Raw genomic sequence first — 17,537 nt, forward strand, 5'->3', positions numbered from 1 at the left:
TACTAAACCTAAAAATATGTTGGTAAAAACTTTTAGCAGCGCAGTTTATGGAATTAAGGCCACAACAATTACTATTGAGGTCAATATATCCTCGGGGACACAATACTTCATCGTCGGACTGCCCGATAGTGCTATAAAAGAAAGTACATTTCGAGTAGAGAGCGCTCTACACAGCGCCGGTCTCCGAATGCCGAGGCAGAAAATCGTTATCAATATGGCACCCGCTGATATTAAGAAGGAGGGATCAGCCTATGACTTAGCGATGGCTATAGGTATCTTGGCAGCTTCTGGCCAAATTAATGCACATAAGCTTGATAAATATCTTTTACTGGGCGAATTATCACTGGACGGTAGCCTACAAGCCATTAAGGGAGCCTTATCGATTGCTATCCAAGCGCAAAAGGAGGGATTCAAAGGTATCGTGTTACCGGCGATCAATGCCCGAGAAGCAGCTGTAGTCGGAGATCTGGAGGTCTATGGCCTGGAAAATATCAGTGAAGTGATTGCTTTTGCAAATGAAGAGAAGACCTTTGACCGAATATTCGTTGATACGAAAGCTGAGTTTTTAAATAACGCCAATAATTACGACACCGATTTTGCTGATGTACAAGGGCAAGAGAATATCAAACGCGCATTGGAAATTGCGGCAGCAGGCGGGCATAATGTTATCCTGATTGGCCCGCCCGGTGCCGGTAAAACGATGCTAGCCAAAAGATTACCGTCTATCCTGCCGCCGTTAAGTTTATCAGAGTCGTTGGAAACGACTAAAATACATTCAGTGGCCGGGAAGATAGCCGCTTCTAGCTCGCTCATGACGATAAGGCCCTTTCGTGCCCCACATCATACGGTTAGCGATGTGGCATTGGTTGGTGGTGGAGGGAACCCCCAACCGGGCGAAATTTCATTAGCACATAACGGTGTGTTGTTTCTGGACGAGCTCCCCGAGTTTAAGCGTTCTGTTTTAGAGGTGTTAAGGCAACCTCTTGAAGAAAGACAAATCACTATTTCCCGCGCTAAGTTTACCGTAGATTATCCCGCTAGTTTTATGCTAATCGCTTCCATGAATCCCTGTCCTTGCGGGTATTATAACCATCCGGATAAAGACTGCGTATGTTCACCTATGCATGTTCAACGCTACTTAAGTAAAGTGTCGGGCCCCCTACTTGATCGGATCGATCTACATGTAGAAGTTACACCGGTAAACTTTCAGGAATTAACAGCGAAACAACGTGCAGAATCGAGTAAAACAATAAGGAGTCGCGTAATACAAGCAAGGGAGATGCAAGAGCAGCGATTCAAGAGGGAAGACAAAATGCATAATAATGCCCAAATGAATACAAAGAAAGTACGTGAGCTCTGTAAAGTCAATGCCGCCGGGCAAACACTGTTAAAAAATGCGATGGAAAAATTGGGGCTTTCAGCTCGAGCTTACGATCGTATTTTGAAGGTCGCCAGAACCATCGCCGATCTTGATGGAAATCCGGAAATCGAAGTGCATCATTTAGCTGAAGCAATCCATTATAGAAGCTTAGACAGAGAAGCTTGGGCAGGGTAGTAATCGTTATTTGTTATTAGTTGCTGGTTATCCGTAATTAACTTCTTAAATAAGTGACTAGGTCCATTGAAACAGAAAAAGCCTTCCTGAATTTAAAGAAAGGCTTTTCTGAAGAATGATTATTGCCGATTGGGTTACTAACAACTAATAACCAGCAACCAACAACTAAAATAACTAAGCGCCTAATTGCACGCGTTTAAATGCAGTGACTGTTAATCCCTTGGAAACACTATCAAGGAATTGAGCAACACTTTTTGAGTTATCTTTAACAAACTCTTGATTCAATAAAGTTGAATCTTTGTAGAATTTGTTCAATTTACCTTGAGCAATTTTTTCCACCATATTTTCAGGTTTTCCCTCAGCACGGATTTGCTCTTTTGCAATTTCTAATTCACGTTCAATTGTACGAGCATCAACGCCATCTTTATCAATAGCAACGGGATTCATCGCAGCAATTTGCATAGCCACATCTTTACCTGCATCTTCTGCACCTGCCACGTCTGCGCTTAAGCCTACTAATACACCTAAACGATAGTTACCATGAATATAAGGAACGACTTTATCTGCAGTCACCACCTCATATTTAGAAACCTCAATTTTTTCTCCGATTTTACCTGTTTGGTCTATCAATAAATCGGCAATTTTTGCTCCATTGATACTTAATGCTTTCAAATCCTCCAAAGTAGCCGGAGCAGCTTCGATAGCGGCATCGGCAACGCTTTCAGCAAAAGCAATGAAATCAGCATTTTTTGCAACAAAGTCTGTTTCGCAGTTTACTTCAACAACTACGCCACGTTTGCCATCAGCAGTTGTTTTTGCAATAACAACACCTTCGTTAGAGTCGCGATCCTGGCGGCTAGCGGCCACTTTAGCTCCCTTTTTACGTAAGTAATCAACTGCGGCCTCAAAATCGCCGTTGGCTTCCACTAAGGCTTTTTTGCAATCCATCATACCAGCACCTGTTTGTTGGCGCAATTTATTTACGTCTGATGCAGAAATTTGTACTGTAGACATTTTATTTTCCTTTTTTAATATGCTTTATAAATAAGTTATGGGTTACGAGTTCCGCACGGTAAGCATAACTTCAGCAAGCTTACCGGAGGTGACCCCTAACCCATACTTGGATTTAATTATTCTCCGTCTTTTGCTTCCGTAGCTTCTGCTTTACGTTCACGTTTAGGAGCAACTTCAGCTGCCGGCTCTTCCCCACTATCAACTTTCGCCTTTGCTGCTGCAGCTTCTTTCTCTGCTTCCTCTTCTTTATCACGTTTACGTTCTTCCAATCCTTCTATAATCGCTTGCTTGATTACGTTTGTAATCAACGTAATTGATTTCGTAGCATCGTCATTCGCCGGGATGGGGAAATCGATGTTGGTAGGATCGGAGTTTGTATCTACCATTGCGAAGGTAGGAATGTTCAATTTTAGCGCTTCGCTAACTGCAATGTGCTCTTTCTTTACATCAATAATGAAAAGCGCAGCAGGCAAGCGGTTTAAATCGGCAATACCACCTAATAGGTTTTCCAATTTAATACGCTCACGTTGAATCATTAACTTCTCCTTCTTTGATAATACGTCGTAAGTACCATCTTTAGTCATCTTATCGATGTTAGACATCTTTTTGATAGACTTACGAACAGTAGCAAAGTTAGTAAGCATACCACCCAACCAACGCTCAGTAACATAAGGCATGTTTACTGCTTTTGCTTGTTCAGCAACGATATCTTTAGCTTGCTTTTTTGTAGCTACAAATAATACTTTACGTCCTGATTTTACGATTTGCTTAATAGCTGAAGCGGCTTCTTCAAGCTTTGCTAAAGTTTTGTTCAAATCGATAATGTGGATGCCATTGCGCTCCATGAAAATGTACTTAGCCATTTTCGGATCCCATTTACGGGTAAGGTGACCAAAGTGTACACCTGCATCCAGTAATTCCTGATATGTTGTTCTTGCCATTGTTTGATCCTCCTTAAATTAACGTTTACTAAATTGAAATCTTCTACGTGCTTTACGACGTCCCGGTTTCTTACGCTCAACCATCCGGTCATCGCGAGTCATCAATCCTTTGGCACGTAATGCAGATTTCACCTCTGGGTTAAGCTCTACCAATGCTTTAGCAATTGCTAAACGCACGGCCTCTGCCTGTCCTTTTACGCCTCCTCCAGCTACGTTAACTTTTACATCAAAATTACCGGCAACTCCGGCAACTTCTGTACTTTGAGTAACAATATATTGCAATGGCAATGTAGGGAAATACTCTTTGTAATCTTTACCATTTACGGTAATGTTGCCGCTACCAGCAGATAAATAAATACGGGCAACAGCGGTTTTTCTTCTTCCTGAAGTGTTTGTTGTTGACATTTCTTCTCTCTTTAGAATTTAACTGTTTTAGGATTTTGTGCCGCGTGAGGGTGCTCAGGACCTGCATACACAAATAAATTTCTGTACAAAGCGCGACCTAAACGATTTTTAGGAAGCATGCCACGTACCGCCTTCTCAATCACACGGGTAGGGTGCTTTGCCAATAATTCTTTGGGAGAAATGAAACGCTGACCACCTGGGTAACCAGTGTAAGAAACATATTGCTTTTCGCCTAATTTGTTTCCTGTCAACTTAATCTTGTCTGCATTAATAACAATGACGTTATCTCCGCAGTCTACGTGTGGGGTGTACGTAGGCTTGTGCTTACCTCTGATTACCTTGGCAATCTGAGATGACAAGCGCCCCAAAATCTCACCTTCAGCGTCAACAACGATCCATTCTTTGTTAACGGTGTTTTTGTTGGCTGAGACAGTTTTGTAACTTAACGTATTCACTTGCTTGATTTTGAATTAATTAAACAATATACTTTTTTCCTTATTTTAAAGGACTGCAAAGGTAGACAGAAAAATTCGTATTTTAAAAATATTATTAAAAAATATATTGATACTGAGTAAGTTTTCTCTTTTTACAACGACATACCGTCCGTGATTGCAATATGTTTTTTCAATCGTAAAAATCGTATTGATAAAAAAATGGACACTAAGCTGAGGCCAATAATTAAGCCTGTCCAGATACCTGGAGCTTTCATATCTAAATTAAAGGCCAGGAAGTAGCCTATGGGCAAACCCACTACCCAATATGCAATACCTACCAGGAAGGTCGGAATTTTCACATCTTTCGCTCCCCTCAATAGTCCAACGGAGATCGCCTGCGTGGCGTCGGATATTTGGAAAATAGCAGCAAAGATCAGTAAGTAGGAAGCTAATTTTACCACTTCTACATTATCATTAAAAAGCATTGGTAAAAAGTCGTTAAAGGATATGAAAATTACAAAACAGAGAACGCCGTAACAAAGCGCCGTCAGGATACTGCTCTTGCCAATAGTCAGAATATGGTTCCAATCGTTTCGACCGTAAGCATTGCTTACGCGGATCGAACCTCCTTGAGCCAATCCCATGGATACCATAAAGGTAAAAGCGGCACAGTTCATGGCTATCTGATGCGCTGCTTGTTCGACAGCGCCAATGGTACCAACCAATATAGCGGAAACAGCAAAAACCCCAACCTCCATACCGGCTTGTAAACTGCTGGGTATACCGATCCTCAGCAATTCTTTGATCGTATGCCAACTGAATTTCCAGTGTGTACGACCAGCGGCCATGTAACGTTTAAAAGTTTTATGTTTAAGGATTGTAAAGGTTAATGCTAAAAATATAAGCGTTCTGGTAATTAAGGTTCCCCATGCCGCTCCTACCAATTCTAGCCTTGGCAGCCCCCAATTTCCAAAAATCAGTAGCCAGTTAAGAAATGCATTGAGAGGCAAAGCAATAAGGGATAGCGTCATGGCTGTTCGTGTATATTCCAAGCCGTCGGTGAACTGTTTTAAGGTCATGAACAGCATCATGGGAATAATGGATATTCCGATAATTCTTAAAAAAGGGACGGCCATTTCGGCTACTTCCGGATCCTGCTTTAAGTGGAACAAGATATCTTTGCTGCATTCTAATCCGAGTGAAATGATGATGGCCGTAAATGAGCAAAGGATAAACCCATTGTATAAATAATGAGAGACCTTTTGGGCGTCATTTCGCCCGTGGGCCATGGCTACCATTTGAGAAACGGACATCGTCATGCCTATCCCTAAGACAAAAGGGATGTTCACGACACTCATTACCAATGCCGCAGCTGCAAGTTGCTTATAGCTAACAGAGCCGACCATGGCAGTATCGATAAGGCTTAATGCCATTTGTGCCAATTCACCTAAAATTATAGGGCCTGCAAGTTTCAAAGTCTTGCCCGCCTCATTACGAAGCAATCCTAATCCGTGCATATTGATAGAAAAAGAAAAAGCTTGTTGTAACAACAAGCGTATTATATGACCTCAGTTTTATTGTAAGATGACGTTTCTCCTATCCATTATCTTTATACTCGGGAGAAAAATAGGAGAAAAAAAAATCCCTGCATAAAATAAGCAGAGATTGAAAGCGGTCCGGACGGGACTCGAACCCGCGACCCCATGCGTGACAGGCATGTATTCTAACCAGCTGAACTACCGGACCTAAACATTAAATTTTATAAAGAACTTCAAAAGCCTATTGCTTTCTTCTCAGCGGTCCGGACGGGACTCGAACCCGCGACCCCATGCGTGACAGGCATGTATTCTAACCAGCTGAACTACCGGACCTACTTCCCCTCTTTTGAGGACTGCAAATATAGCGCGTTTTTTTAAAATTAAAATCTTTTTGTTAAAAAAATTATTCGAGACCGCCTTCTTTCATTTTTTCAGCATTTTCAGCAAATTGAAGCGCATCGATAATTTCCTGAATGTCACCATCCATAATAGCCGGAAGGTTATACATGGTCAAACCAATACGATGCTCGGTTACCCGCCCTTGGGGATAGTTATAGGTGCGTATTTTGGCCGAGCGATCGCCGGTAGATACCATCGTTTTCCGTTTGGCCGCAATATCCCCGTGTTTCTTTTGTACTTCCAGTTCGTATAATTTAGTCCGTAACATCTCCATCGCTAGCTCACGATTCGCTAGCTGCGAGCGCTCTACTTGACATACAACTACAATCCCCGAAGGTTTGTGCGTTAATTGCACCTTCGTTTCTACTTTATTAACGTTCTGACCACCGGCACCTCCCGAGCGGGATGTTTGCATTTCAATATCAGCAGGATTGATTTCCACATCCACCTCCTCTGCTTCGGGTAGTACTGCGACAGAAGCGGCTGAAGTATGTACTCGGCCTTGAGTCTCCGTATCCGGTACGCGCTGTACGCGGTGTACGCCTGATTCATATTTTAATTGGCCATAAACGTCTTCACCACTTACTTTTAAGATAACTTCTTTATATCCTCCTGCAGTACCTTCCGTAACATCCATTACTTCGACCCGCCACCCTTTCTGGTCAAAATACCTAGTATACATACGATATAAATCACCTGCGAATAAAGCAGCCTCGTCCCCACCGGTCCCCCCTCTGATCTCGAAAATGGCATTTTTGGCATCCTCCGGATCTTTGGGAATCATCATAAGTCTTACTTTTTCTTCTTTTTCTTCTTTCTGAACAAGTAAGGCATCTAAATCTTCTTTGGCCATCTCCCTCAGTTCCTGATCCTTCTCATTGGCTAGTATATCCTTATTGGTTTCTATATTGCTGATGATATTTTTGTAGATATAATATTCATCAACGATTTTACCTAAGTCTTTATATTCTTTGTTAAGCTTTGCAAAACGCTTCATGTCGTTTACCGTATCCGGATTGCTCAATTCACGTTCTACTTCTTCCCAACGTAATTTTATCGCTTCTAACTTCTCTAACATACTAGTATGATTTGCTTTTTCACCCCGTTGGGCAAAAAGTTTACAAACTTAGATAAAATGCTTTTCATATGCAATTGCGATAGTTAGCCAAAAAAACTTACTTTTGGGTAATTATAAACTTAAAAGCCTTATTATGCAAGCGATTGAACGCAACAAACTTTTTGTAGCAAGCTGTTTAGCTTTGCTGGTAACCTCTCTTTCTTTTGGTATAAGGGCAGGTATCATGAATCAGCTAGTTATCGATTTTCATTTGAGCACAGCGGAACTAGGTGTCATTACGGCGTCTGCATTTTGGGGTTTCCCCCTGGCGATTATTATCGGCGGTTTTGTGGTGGATGCTATCGGAATGAAAAAGCTACTAGTGGTAGCCTTTATACTGCATTTGTCAGGAATATTATTAACGGTATTTGCAGCCGGTTATTGGACACTGTTTATTTCAACACTACTGATAGGTATTGCTAATGGTACGGTTGAAGCGGCATGTAATCCCTTGGTTGCTTCACTGTATACTGATAATAAAACAGTTAAATTGAACCATTTTCACTTGTGGTTCCCTGGTGGGATCGTTATTGGTACCCTCATCGTTTTATTGTTGAATACGCTGGAAATTGGCTGGCAGTGGCAGGTGGCGATTATGATCATTCCTACCCTAGTCTATGGTTATCTGTTTTCCTCTTTAAAATTTCCGGTTACAGAGCGTGTGGCTTCCGGATATTCTACAACCGATATGTACAAAGCGGTACTATCTCCTCTATTTATCGTTATGTTGATCTGTATGTTTGGTACGGCAGTAACTGAGTTGTTTACCGGGCAATGGATAGACGTGCTGTTGAAAAATTTAACAAATAATGCCATCCTCATATTAACACTTACTACCGGTGTAATGGTAGTGGGGAGAGGTTTGGCAGGACCTATCGTACATCGCTTGTCGCCACAGGGTGTGTTGCTTTTATCAGCAATGGTTTCGGCAATAGGCCTATACCTTCTCAGTACCTTAACCGGTAATGCTATATTTTTTGCGGCTATTGTTTTTGGTATAGGGGTTTGTTATTTCTGGCCAACGATGATCGGCTTCGTCGCAGAACATATTCCTCAATCCGGCGCATTAGGATTAAATCTAATGGGAGGCGCCGGAATGTTCGCCGTATCTATTTATAGTATTTTTATGGGGAACTTTTACGATGGGTTGGTACTAAATTACCTTCCTGCCGGTGCTGATCTTGCTACCTATTTGAGTGCAGCGGAAGGGACATCGATGAATCAGGCACTCAATCAGGCTAAAAGTTTAGCAGGACCGGAGGTAATTAGAATTACACTCGTTATCCCCATTGTATTGACCATTATTTTTGCCGGATTGGTTTTATATCTGCGGTCGAGAAAAAAGATAAAAACACCACCCGCCTTGCAAGCGGATATATAGCGAATAATGTGTTAACGTATGAAAATGATAAGGAGGCGTCACTATCTGCTAATAGGCTGGTAGTGGCGCCGGATATTCGGTTAAGGCCGTAACCATGTAAAGCTATCGTGTTACCTATCACCCTTCAAATGTTTTTAGTTCCAAATTATGCCCATCAAAAACAGCATATGTGTTGTAGTTTACCCATTCGCCAAGGTTAATGTATCGACTGTTGTTCCCCAGATCGATGTCTAAGGGTAGATGCCGGTGACCAAAAACCAAATAATCGAAATGTTCTTTTTGTAATACTTCTTTGGAATATACAATCAGCCATTCTTGTTCAGCTTCCTTGCGCCATTCTTTCTTATTATTGGCGATTCGACTGTTTTGCGACCACCGCAGCGCGATACCAATTCCTAGATTGGGGTGAATGCGGGCAAAGAGCCATTGGCAAAATTTACTTCTAAAGAATTTTTTAAGAAACTTGTATTTAGCGTCCCCTGGGCCCAGGCCATCTCCATGATGCAGATAAAAACGCTTTCCTTGCCGTTCAATAACCAATTCGTCTGCTATAATTTTAGCCCCAAGCTCCTTTTGAAGATAACTGAACATCCACATGTCGTGATTGCCCTTGAAGAACGTGATCTTGATTCCGCTGTCTGCTAATTCTGCGAGCTTGCCTAAAAAGCGAACAAATCCTTTCGGTACGGCTGTTGCATATTCGAACCAAAAATCAAAAATATCTCCCAAAAGGTAAAGCTCGGCGGCATCATGTTTAATGGATTCAAGCCAGCGAACCAGTCGGGCCTCCCGTTCACGGCTTTTCTCATAGGTTGGCACGCCTAGGTGAAAATCGGAGGCGAAATATATCTTTTTGTTTTCTACCATCGACGCGAAGGTAACCAAAAGCAAGCTTATTTAAAAAGCTTGCTTTTGGGATATGGCTTCTGCTTATCTGTATAATAGACTAAGATTATAGGAAGGCTTCCCTTAATCAAGTTTTTGGCAAGTGAGATGAAACTAAAAATTATCAAGCCAAAGCGAGAAAGAAATAAAACCTTCGTTTTACAGTGAGCTGTTATTCGGAAATCAGTACCGCTGTTTGTTTCACGTTCCAACCTGCGTTTGTCAAAACAACTTGTTTGCCTCGAGTTAGCGCAGGATCAACACTTATCATGACCGTCTTTTTTTCACCGGGGACTACCGATAAATAATTGTCACTATAAAAAGTTGGCAAGATCCGTTGATGTGTAAGATTGTCGACCAAAGCAAGCCGGTTGAAAAAGGCAATATTATCGTGTTCATTATTGGCCAGTGTGACCGCATATTCTCCAGGTGTGATTTGTTTGACTTTAATATCGAGCTTACAGTTGGCCATATCTGTTAAACCGCTATAATAACCTTTCGCATCAGGCAACCAATAGAAATTGTCGCTTAATAGGTGTTGCCCTGCATCCATTAACTGTAGACGCAAAAAAGCCCCTTTGTCTTTTGCCAATTCGTCGATTTGCTTTTTGATGGACATGATTTTTTTAACAGACGAAGGTTCCATAAATGCAAATACCTTTGTTATTGGATAAGCTTTCCCTTGCATGTCGTATGCATGAATAACAAGCATTATATTGTTACGTTTTTCAAAATGGTTATTGACAATGGAAACAAAACCGTCTACTGGATTATACATAGCATGTAATGGTTCGCTGCCACTCCTTAAGCCATAAAGACCAGCATTTGGATCGAGGTAATAGTCGTACATTTGACCGCGCAAGGAAGTCCAGGGGTTCTGCGTCTTCCAGATGATTGTACCCGTATACCAATCCCACATATGGGCACTGAAGCCCTCCATCAGGCCCCTGTATTGATTATAATTGACTAGTTGCGCCTTGTTTGCGAAATCTTCCAAATTGTTTGTTTTTCCATAAGGCGCTATATGTTCACCATAGCCAATATAGGTGTGATATTGCCAAACCGAGTCTACGGTTTCCTGTACTCGACCCTCGGCGTTAAAGCCCGTGAATAAGGGTGCAATTTGATTTTCTTCCGGTAAAAATCGCTTCAATGATTCCAGGTCGCCCACACCAACGGAGCCAACTTCCGAATTAAAGGGCCAGGTTTTATCAGCCCAAAATGTTTTGATGTCCTGTATTCCGTATGGGCCATCGCCGTTCCCACCAATGTCGTTTTGCGACATAGCATCTGAATTGGAATAATCAACAAACCATCTGGTGCCATCCAATTTCGGCAAGATGGAATCCCGGAGTGGAACTAAAATATCATCAGGAGGTGTGATTTCGTTACCACCGCAATAAAATGCTAAAGAGGGATGGTTTCGAATCATTTTGATCATATCGGCAGCAGATTCAAGAAATAATTGATGGTCATCCGGGTATTGTCGCCTTGTCCATTGATCGTCTTTCTTCAATGGATCTTCCCATCGTCCGTTACAATCGCCGGACATCCAAAAATCCTGAAAGACAAGTAGCCCATAACGATCGCAAGCTTCGTAAAATTCCGGTCGCTCCACCAACGCACCACCCCAAATTCGAATAAGATTTAGATTCATATCCCGGTGAAAGCGAATTTCGGCGTCATAACGTTCTTTTGAGAAGCGAAGCATCGCATCTGAAATGATCCAATTGCCACCTTTGATGAATATTTTTTGACCGTTAACCGCTACCTCCCGGCTACGTGTATGTGGATTCCAGTAGGTTTGAATCTCCCGGATACCTATTTTCAGATCTTTTTTATCACTAGTGGTTTTGGCTGCATTGGGTACAAAACTTAGCTCCATGGGATACAAATAGGGTTGTCCATAATTCGATGGCCACCATAACTTTGGGTTCTTTAAGATTAAATCCGGGAGTTTTATTTCCTTTTCTTCCTGAGGACGAAGAGTAACACTTTGCTTAACTAATTGTCCATCTAAGCGATACTGCAGCGCGCCACTTATAGGTCTATTGGCCGCGTTGCGCAAAGTTGTGGAAACTTTAATAATGGCAGGTTGCTGGATGCCACTGGTTTCCCTTTTTCCGGGAACTTCCGTAATGATATGGGGATCGATAATGGAAATAGCACCCGTTTTTTCAATCGTTACTTTATCCCATATGCCGGTATTTCTATCCCGTATAGGTTTAATCCAATCCCAACCAGCAGTGTATTGTAACCCAACATTTTTGGCGATGGTGCCATCTCCGCCTTGTCCGCCATTTGGATTGCCTACAACGTCAGGTGGGTACACAATGACGGCTAACCTGTTTTTGCCATTTGAAGCAAGGAGCTTTGTAATATTGAATCGCTTGCGGATATACATCCCTTTGAAGGGTTTAGTATTCACTTTTTTACCGTTGAGAAAGATTTCACAACTATAGTTGATTCCTCTAAAATGCAACCATACCTGTTTATCGCCGGTTGGAATGCCTTCTTCAAAATCATTCACGAACCAATAGGTGTAATAATCCCTGCCAACTGTATAAATATCCGGGATCTTGTTGTTATTCATGCCAAAAAAAGGATCCGGAATCTCCTGATTGTTCAGCATACCGGTCAATACTGTTCCCGGTACAGTGGCCGGCTTCCAGCCTTGAATGACTGAAGAAGGATCAGAAAGTTTCTCACCCGACAAGGATACTTCTTTGTAGTTCCTGAATATCCAACCTTTGTTCAATTCGTATGATTGTGCAAAGGAAAATAAGGAGAAAAGCGTGAGAAGAGTTAGTAAATAAATCGTTTTAGTCGACGGTATAGCGGTATTCATTTGTAAGTTTTATTAAAACAGTTTGGCGGAAGCTTTTTCCTTGGCAAACCTAAGGATTTATTGTAAAAATAAGGAAAGGAATCGATTCCGTATTCAAAAGAGGCTTTTTTATTTGTAATATTGAACAAATAATTCACAATGTAAATTTTATTTATTCAACATGGTAAAAACGTACTCAGGATTGTTGCTGCTAGCATCTTTTTTGATGGCATGCAACAATAATCAAAAAACCATCGAACCAGCTACAGCTATGAAATTAAAGCCTTATCCAAAAACAAAAAAGATTGATCTTGTTGACGATCATTTTGGCACGAAAGTTCCTGATCCATACCGTTGGTTGGAGAACGATACAGCGGTGGATACCAAAGAATGGGTGTTAGCCCAAAACGAAGTGACAAATGACTACCTTTCTCAGATTCCCTTCCGAGACGCCATCAAGCAACGTTTGGAGAAATTGTGGAATTACGAGAAAATATCGGCTCCCTTCAAAGAAGGCAATTATACATACTACTTTAAGAATGACGGACTCCAAAATCAATCGGTTATATACCGAGAAGAAAAAGAGGGTAAGAGTGAGGTGTTTTTGGATCCCAATAAATTTTCGGCCGACGGAACCACATCTTTGGCAGATATCAATTTCAGTAAAGATGGAAGTTTAGTAGCCTATCAGGTTTCAGAAGGCGGTTCCGACTGGCGCAAAGTAATTGTTTGGAAAGCAGAAGATAAATCAGTCGTAGGTGATACATTGATCGATGTTAAATTTTCAGGCTTGGCTTGGAAAGGCAATGAAGGATTCTATTACAGTAGCTATGACAAACCGAAAGAGGGGAGCGCGCTGTCGGGTTTGACACAATATCATAAATTGTATTTCCATAAACTAGGCACTCCCCAAAGTTCAGATGAACTGATTTTTGGTGGCGAAAGTACGCCGAGGCGATATATCGGGGCTTATTTAACTGAGGATGAAAGGTTTTTGGTTATCACGGCAGCAAATACCACAAGTGGCAATGAATTGTATATCCAGGATCTAAGCAAGCCGGATTCTAAAATCGTTCAGGTAGTAGATAATTTTGACAAAGAACACAGCATAATCGATAACGAAGGAGACTCGCTATTTATCTTAACAAACTTGGGGGCACCAAACTATAAAGTGGTAACAGTTGATATTAACGATCCAAAACCCGCCAACTGGAAAGATTTGATCTCGGAAACCGAAAATGTGCTGAACATAAAGAAAGGCGGCGGCAAATTGTTCGCCATTTACTTAAAAGATGCTACGTCTTTAGTAAAACAATTTGATAGGCGTGGCAAAGAAGAGCGAATCGTAGAATTACCTGGACTTGGTACGGCCAATGGCTTTGAGGCAAAACAGACCGAAAAGGAGCTTTACTATTCATTTACATCGTATGTATATCCACCCACCATTTTCAAATATGATATAGCTTCCGGTAAGTCGACAATATACAAAAAGCCCGATGTGTTGTTCAACCCTGAGGATTACGAATCCAAACAGGTGTTTTATGCCTCTAAAGATGGCACGAAGGTTCCGATGATTATAACCTATAAAAAAGGGATCGTACTTGATGGTAGCAATCCAACGATGTTATATGGATATGGCGGCTTCAATATCAGTCTAACGCCTTCCTTTAGTGTATCAACAGTTTTATTGTTGGAACAAGGAGGTGTTTATGCAGTAGCCAATTTGCGTGGCGGCGGCGAATATGGAGAAAAATGGCACTTAGCAGGAACTAAATTGAAGAAACAGAACGTGTTTGATGACTTTATAGCCGCCGCCGAATACCTCATTAAAGAAAACTATACATCAAAAGAGCGTCTGGCAATTTCCGGTGGATCCAATGGTGGTTTACTTGTCGGCGCCGCTATGACGCAACGACCGGATTTATATAAAGTCGCCTTCCCTGCGGTGGGTGTTCTGGATATGTTACGTTATCACAAATTTACGGCCGGCGCTGGTTGGGCCTACGATTACGGAACCGCGGATGATAATAAAGAAATGTTTGATTATTTGTATAAATATTCGCCCTATCATGCATTAAAAGAAGGGATTGAATACCCGGCAACGATGGTAACAACAGCCGATCATGACGACCGAGTTGTGCCTGCTCATAGTTTCAAATTTGCGGCGCGCTTGCAGGAATACAATAAGGGAACCAATCCGGTATTGATTCGAATCGAAACGAAGGCCGGACACGGTGCAGGTAAACCAACAGCTATGATTATTCAGGAACAAGCCGATAAATGGGCTTTTATGTTTCAGAATATGGGGGTTGGGTATAGCGAATAAATGTGAAATATAGAACTAATAAAAGAGGGGAGCTAAAAATTCGTTTTTAGCTCCCCTCTTTTGTTTATCAATACACGGGTTTTACTGTGTACCCTCTTTTTCTCAAAAGATTAATAACACCTTTATCCCCAGCCAAATGACCAGCCCCAAAAGCAAAGAAGGTGGCTTGAGATTTTGCACTTTCTTCTATAATGGAAATCCAATTGGCGTTTCTATTGTACAGCATTAGGTCTAAATAATCCTGCATGAGCGGATCAGTTATCGTTCGACTGTGCAAGGTGTGGATATCCTGGCTTTTATAAAGGTTGATAAGCTCGTTTATTTCCGTAGCCGTGCTGTCCAAATTAAATACCATTTCTTTTAGTTGTTCTGCTTGAACTTTATAAGGAATCGTATCAAAAAGCGCAGCCTGGCTCTCTACCGTTTCTAAGCCGGCGATATTCATACCTTTGGCTTTTGCTAAATCCACCAATTGCAATTCCCAGCTAGCGGGCTGACATTGTAATGCACCCATTAAAACAATGGAATATAGGCCAAAGGGCTTCATGTTATTTAGCGTTTCCAGACGAATATGCGCTATTTTTTCCAGGCTGTCACTTACCTGGCGATAGGTTAGGCTATCATATAAATCATGGTATGTCTTGCCTCGCATGCGCATATTTTCCATCATTTTCATACCGATCTGAGGATCCGAAAAATCCAGCTCAAGGTATAATTGTTGACTTGCTTCGAGCTTTTGCTTGAGGGCCTCTGTAAAAATTAAATCATCCGGACATAAAAGATGGAAAGTGCCAAACAGGTAAGAGGGGGTCGAAAGGCCATTTCCCGTGAATTCCCAAAGCGTCGTCCGATCTGTTGATGTTTGTGCTTTCGATGTAATAACGAAAGAAAACCATAGGAGCCCGATTAATAGAACAAATCGTTTCATAACATTTTATTCTTGATGCATTCTATTCATCTTCCTTCAAATTTTCATTGTCCAGATCCTCCAAAATCTTATTGACGTCTGCTTCGGTTTCAGTTAGTTTACTTTTGCAGATTTTGATTAACAATGCCGCACGCTTCACTTTGTTTGAAAGCTCGTCTACCGTAATTTCTCCATCTTCGATTTCTTCCACGATTGTCTGAAGTTCTTCAAATGCTGATGTATAGCTTAATTGCTTATCCATTTTATTTCTTTATTTCGTTTACAAAAGTAACCTGACTATCTGTTTCGCCAAATGCTAAAATCGTCTTTACCTTATCGCCCACCTTCAAGACCTGCGCATCAGTTACAGCTTTTCCCTGAAAAAGCATGATGCTATACCCTCTTTTCAGTACATGTTGTGGGTCGAGTATAGATAGGTGGCGCTCTTGATTGTCCAGTGATTTAGTCGCTTCCACTAATAATCTCTTGGTGCCAGGTGCTAGATTTTTATGTAATGTTGTGAGAGCTGCATGGTGCTTTTTTGCGATCTGATGGCTTTGGCGGATTAGTTGATCTCTGATTTGCCGAATTACCTGTCTTGAACGCTTGCTTAAATGGAGGTTCTCACGTTTCAATCGTTGTCCTAGAAAAGTGATGGCCTGTTTTTCTTCCATTAAAGTGCGCTTTGACTGCGTGGATAATTGGCTTTTAAGGCGTTGAAACGATCCTTTCTCCTGGGCCAGTTGATATTTGCTTTGTTGAAGTGTACGGTTACGTAAATTCGCTAATTGATGCTTGTTTTCATGTAACATATTCAAGCTCGCCATTCTAAAATAGCGGATGTTGTTATTTAGCAATTGTTGCTGATTATCGAAGAGCTGCTGCGTTTTCAATCGAAGTACCTGTTCCGCATAGGTTACCGGGCGAGCAAAGTTGTGAAAATGTTGTAAAAGATAATCAGCCAACGCGCTGGGCGTGATGGCATTTTTATAGGCAACTAGCTCTGAAACGGTCTCATTGGTCGCATGGCCAATTCCGGTTATTACAGGGATAGGAAAAGTGGCAATGGCTTTCGCTAATAACACATTGTTGTAAGAGCTTAAACCAACCTCTCCTCCACCTCCTCTTATGATCGCAACGACATCAAAACGTTGCAGTTGTAAACGGATCTTGGCTAGCTGATCGATGATGGAGATCACGGATTTTTCACCCTGCAAAAGAGCCGGGAACAACTCGTACTCGAAACGATAACCGAAAGAATTATGATCGATAATCTTTAAAAAATCGGCTAAGCCTTTACTCGTTTCTACCGAAACGATGGCGATACGTTTAGGCAGTAAAGGAAAAGGCAACAGTTTGTTTGCCTCAAAAAGGCCCTCTTCTTTCAGCAAAGCAATACTGGCCTGTTTTTCTCGTTCCAATTCTCCTAACGAGTACGAAGGGTCGATATCGACAATATGTAGGCTCAATCCATGTACAGGATCGTAGCTAATTGATGCTTGTAAAAGTATATTGATCCCATTCTTTAATGGCTCTTTAATGATTTCGACAAAACGCTGATTAATACGCTCATAGTCGCTTTTCCATAATGTTGCCCGAATTTCTGCAATGACCTTTCCCTCTAGCTTCTCCAACAGCTCGGGATAACAATGACCTGAATGAGAATAGTGATTTAGTTTGTTCATTTCAGCCTTTATCCAATACAAGCTTTTATAGCGGTCTGCTATTGTCTTTTGGATGCTGCGAGCTACCTCCGCCAATGAAAAGATAGTTTTATCTGCAATTATTTCGGGCATACTCAAACTTAG

14 protein-coding genes and 2 tRNA genes are annotated in these 17,537 nt (G+C 41.5%); 3 read left to right on the forward strand and 13 right to left on the reverse strand.

What is annotated here, in order from left to right; genetic code table 11:
* Window positions 1–16: 16 nt before the first annotated feature.
* The gene (locus FKG96_RS04150; RefSeq protein WP_130854550.1) at window positions 17–1,555 is read left to right on the forward strand and encodes a YifB family Mg chelatase-like AAA ATPase; all 1,539 of its coding nucleotides are present in this window, start codon (window positions 17–19) and stop codon (window positions 1,553–1,555) included.
* Window positions 1,556–1,729: 174 nt separating this feature from the next.
* Here the strand turns inward: FKG96_RS04150 and tsf are convergent, their stop codons facing one another.
* From tsf to prfA, 8 genes are all read right to left on the reverse strand, one after another.
* On the reverse strand, window positions 1,730–2,569 hold the full coding sequence (tsf, locus tag FKG96_RS04155; RefSeq protein ID WP_013664734.1) for a translation elongation factor Ts: 840 nt from the start codon (window positions 2,567–2,569) through the stop codon (window positions 1,730–1,732).
* Window positions 2,570–2,685: 116 nt separating this feature from the next.
* Complete coding sequence (gene rpsB, locus FKG96_RS04160; protein ID WP_013664735.1) at window positions 2,686–3,510, reverse strand: 30S ribosomal protein S2; 825 nt, start codon at window positions 3,508–3,510, stop codon at window positions 2,686–2,688.
* Window positions 3,511–3,528: 18 nt separating this feature from the next.
* The gene (rpsI, locus tag FKG96_RS04165; RefSeq protein WP_013664736.1) at window positions 3,529–3,915 is read right to left on the reverse strand and encodes a 30S ribosomal protein S9; all 387 of its coding nucleotides are present in this window, start codon (window positions 3,913–3,915) and stop codon (window positions 3,529–3,531) included.
* An 11-nt stretch (window positions 3,916–3,926) separates the two neighbouring features.
* Window positions 3,927–4,370 (reverse strand): 50S ribosomal protein L13, encoded by a 444-nt coding sequence (gene rplM, locus FKG96_RS04170; protein WP_013664737.1) that lies wholly within the window; start codon window positions 4,368–4,370, stop codon window positions 3,927–3,929.
* 131 nt (window positions 4,371–4,501) lie between these two features.
* Entirely contained in the window at window positions 4,502–5,866 is a 1,365-nt protein-coding gene (locus FKG96_RS04175; RefSeq protein ID WP_130854549.1) for an MATE family efflux transporter, read from the reverse strand.
* Window positions 5,867–6,021: 155 nt separating this feature from the next.
* Window positions 6,022–6,095: transfer RNA gene (locus FKG96_RS04180), tRNA-Asp, on the reverse strand.
* Window positions 6,096–6,146: 51 nt separating this feature from the next.
* A tRNA-Asp gene (locus tag FKG96_RS04185) sits at window positions 6,147–6,220 on the reverse strand.
* Window positions 6,221–6,290: 70 nt separating this feature from the next.
* Window positions 6,291–7,364, reverse strand: coding sequence for a peptide chain release factor 1 (gene prfA, locus FKG96_RS04190; protein WP_013664739.1), 1,074 nt, complete (start codon window positions 7,362–7,364; stop codon window positions 6,291–6,293).
* 133 nt (window positions 7,365–7,497) lie between these two features.
* Here prfA and FKG96_RS04195 point away from each other — a divergent pair, with 133 nt between their 5' ends.
* Window positions 7,498–8,784, forward strand: a complete 1,287-nt coding sequence (locus tag FKG96_RS04195) for a sugar MFS transporter (RefSeq protein WP_130854548.1) — start codon at window positions 7,498–7,500, stop codon at window positions 8,782–8,784.
* Between the two features lie 117 nt (window positions 8,785–8,901).
* Here the strand turns inward: FKG96_RS04195 and FKG96_RS04200 are convergent, their stop codons facing one another.
* On the reverse strand, window positions 8,902–9,651 hold the full coding sequence (locus FKG96_RS04200) for a UDP-2,3-diacylglucosamine diphosphatase (RefSeq protein WP_130854547.1): 750 nt from the start codon (window positions 9,649–9,651) through the stop codon (window positions 8,902–8,904).
* A gap of 190 nt (window positions 9,652–9,841) precedes the next feature.
* Complete coding sequence (locus FKG96_RS04205) at window positions 9,842–12,517, reverse strand: glycoside hydrolase family 2 TIM barrel-domain containing protein (RefSeq protein WP_130854546.1); 2,676 nt, start codon at window positions 12,515–12,517, stop codon at window positions 9,842–9,844.
* A gap of 160 nt (window positions 12,518–12,677) precedes the next feature.
* On the opposite strand from FKG96_RS04205, the gene FKG96_RS04210 reads away from it, so the two are divergent.
* The gene (locus FKG96_RS04210; RefSeq protein ID WP_130854545.1) at window positions 12,678–14,822 is read left to right on the forward strand and encodes a prolyl oligopeptidase family protein; all 2,145 of its coding nucleotides are present in this window, start codon (window positions 12,678–12,680) and stop codon (window positions 14,820–14,822) included.
* A 67-nt stretch (window positions 14,823–14,889) separates the two neighbouring features.
* Here FKG96_RS04210 and FKG96_RS04215 read toward each other — a convergent pair whose 3' ends face one another.
* Genes FKG96_RS04215 through xseA form a run of 3 tightly spaced genes read right to left on the reverse strand, consistent with a single transcriptional unit; the run spans window position 14,890 to window position 17,525 of the window.
* Window positions 14,890–15,750, reverse strand: coding sequence for a TraB/GumN family protein (locus FKG96_RS04215; protein ID WP_130854544.1), 861 nt, complete (start codon window positions 15,748–15,750; stop codon window positions 14,890–14,892).
* Window positions 15,751–15,772: 22 nt separating this feature from the next.
* A complete protein-coding gene (xseB, locus tag FKG96_RS04220; RefSeq protein ID WP_013664745.1) occupies window positions 15,773–15,991 on the reverse strand; it encodes an exodeoxyribonuclease VII small subunit in 219 nt (72 codons plus the stop codon).
* A gap of 1 nt (window position 15,992) precedes the next feature.
* Window positions 15,993–17,525 carry an exodeoxyribonuclease VII large subunit gene (gene xseA / locus FKG96_RS04225; protein WP_130854543.1) on the reverse strand — a complete coding sequence of 511 codons (1,533 nt, stop codon included), beginning with the start codon at window positions 17,523–17,525 and terminating at the stop codon, window positions 15,993–15,995.
* Window positions 17,526–17,537: the final 12 nt, after the last annotated feature.

The organism is Olivibacter sp. LS-1 (assembly GCF_008245145.1).
GTDB classification, from domain to species: domain Bacteria; phylum Bacteroidota; class Bacteroidia; order Sphingobacteriales; family Sphingobacteriaceae; genus Olivibacter; species Olivibacter oleidegradans.

Coding starts and splice junctions, on each gene's coding strand:
- rpsB (WP_013664735.1), bottom strand. CDS start 3,510: ATGGCAAGAACAACATATCAGGAATTACTGGATGCAGGTGTACACTTT.
- xseB (WP_013664745.1), bottom strand. CDS start 15,991: ATGGATAAGCAATTAAGCTATACATCAGCATTTGAAGAACTTCAGACA.
- FKG96_RS04175 (WP_130854549.1), bottom strand. CDS start 5,866: ATGCACGGATTAGGATTGCTTCGTAATGAGGCGGGCAAGACTTTGAAA.
- FKG96_RS04195 (WP_130854548.1), top strand. CDS start 7,498: ATGCAAGCGATTGAACGCAACAAACTTTTTGTAGCAAGCTGTTTAGCT.
- xseA (WP_130854543.1), bottom strand. CDS start 17,525: ATGCCCGAAATAATTGCAGATAAAACTATCTTTTCATTGGCGGAGGTA.
- FKG96_RS04210 (WP_130854545.1), top strand. CDS start 12,678: ATGGTAAAAACGTACTCAGGATTGTTGCTGCTAGCATCTTTTTTGATG.
- FKG96_RS04205 (WP_130854546.1), bottom strand. CDS start 12,517: ATGAATACCGCTATACCGTCGACTAAAACGATTTATTTACTAACTCTT.
- FKG96_RS04150 (WP_130854550.1), top strand. CDS start 17: ATGTTGGTAAAAACTTTTAGCAGCGCAGTTTATGGAATTAAGGCCACA.
- FKG96_RS04200 (WP_130854547.1), bottom strand. CDS start 9,651: ATGGTAGAAAACAAAAAGATATATTTCGCCTCCGATTTTCACCTAGGC.
- tsf (WP_013664734.1), bottom strand. CDS start 2,569: ATGTCTACAGTACAAATTTCTGCATCAGACGTAAATAAATTGCGCCAA.
- prfA (WP_013664739.1), bottom strand. CDS start 7,364: ATGTTAGAGAAGTTAGAAGCGATAAAATTACGTTGGGAAGAAGTAGAA.
- FKG96_RS04215 (WP_130854544.1), bottom strand. CDS start 15,750: ATGAAACGATTTGTTCTATTAATCGGGCTCCTATGGTTTTCTTTCGTT.
- rpsI (WP_013664736.1), bottom strand. CDS start 3,915: ATGTCAACAACAAACACTTCAGGAAGAAGAAAAACCGCTGTTGCCCGT.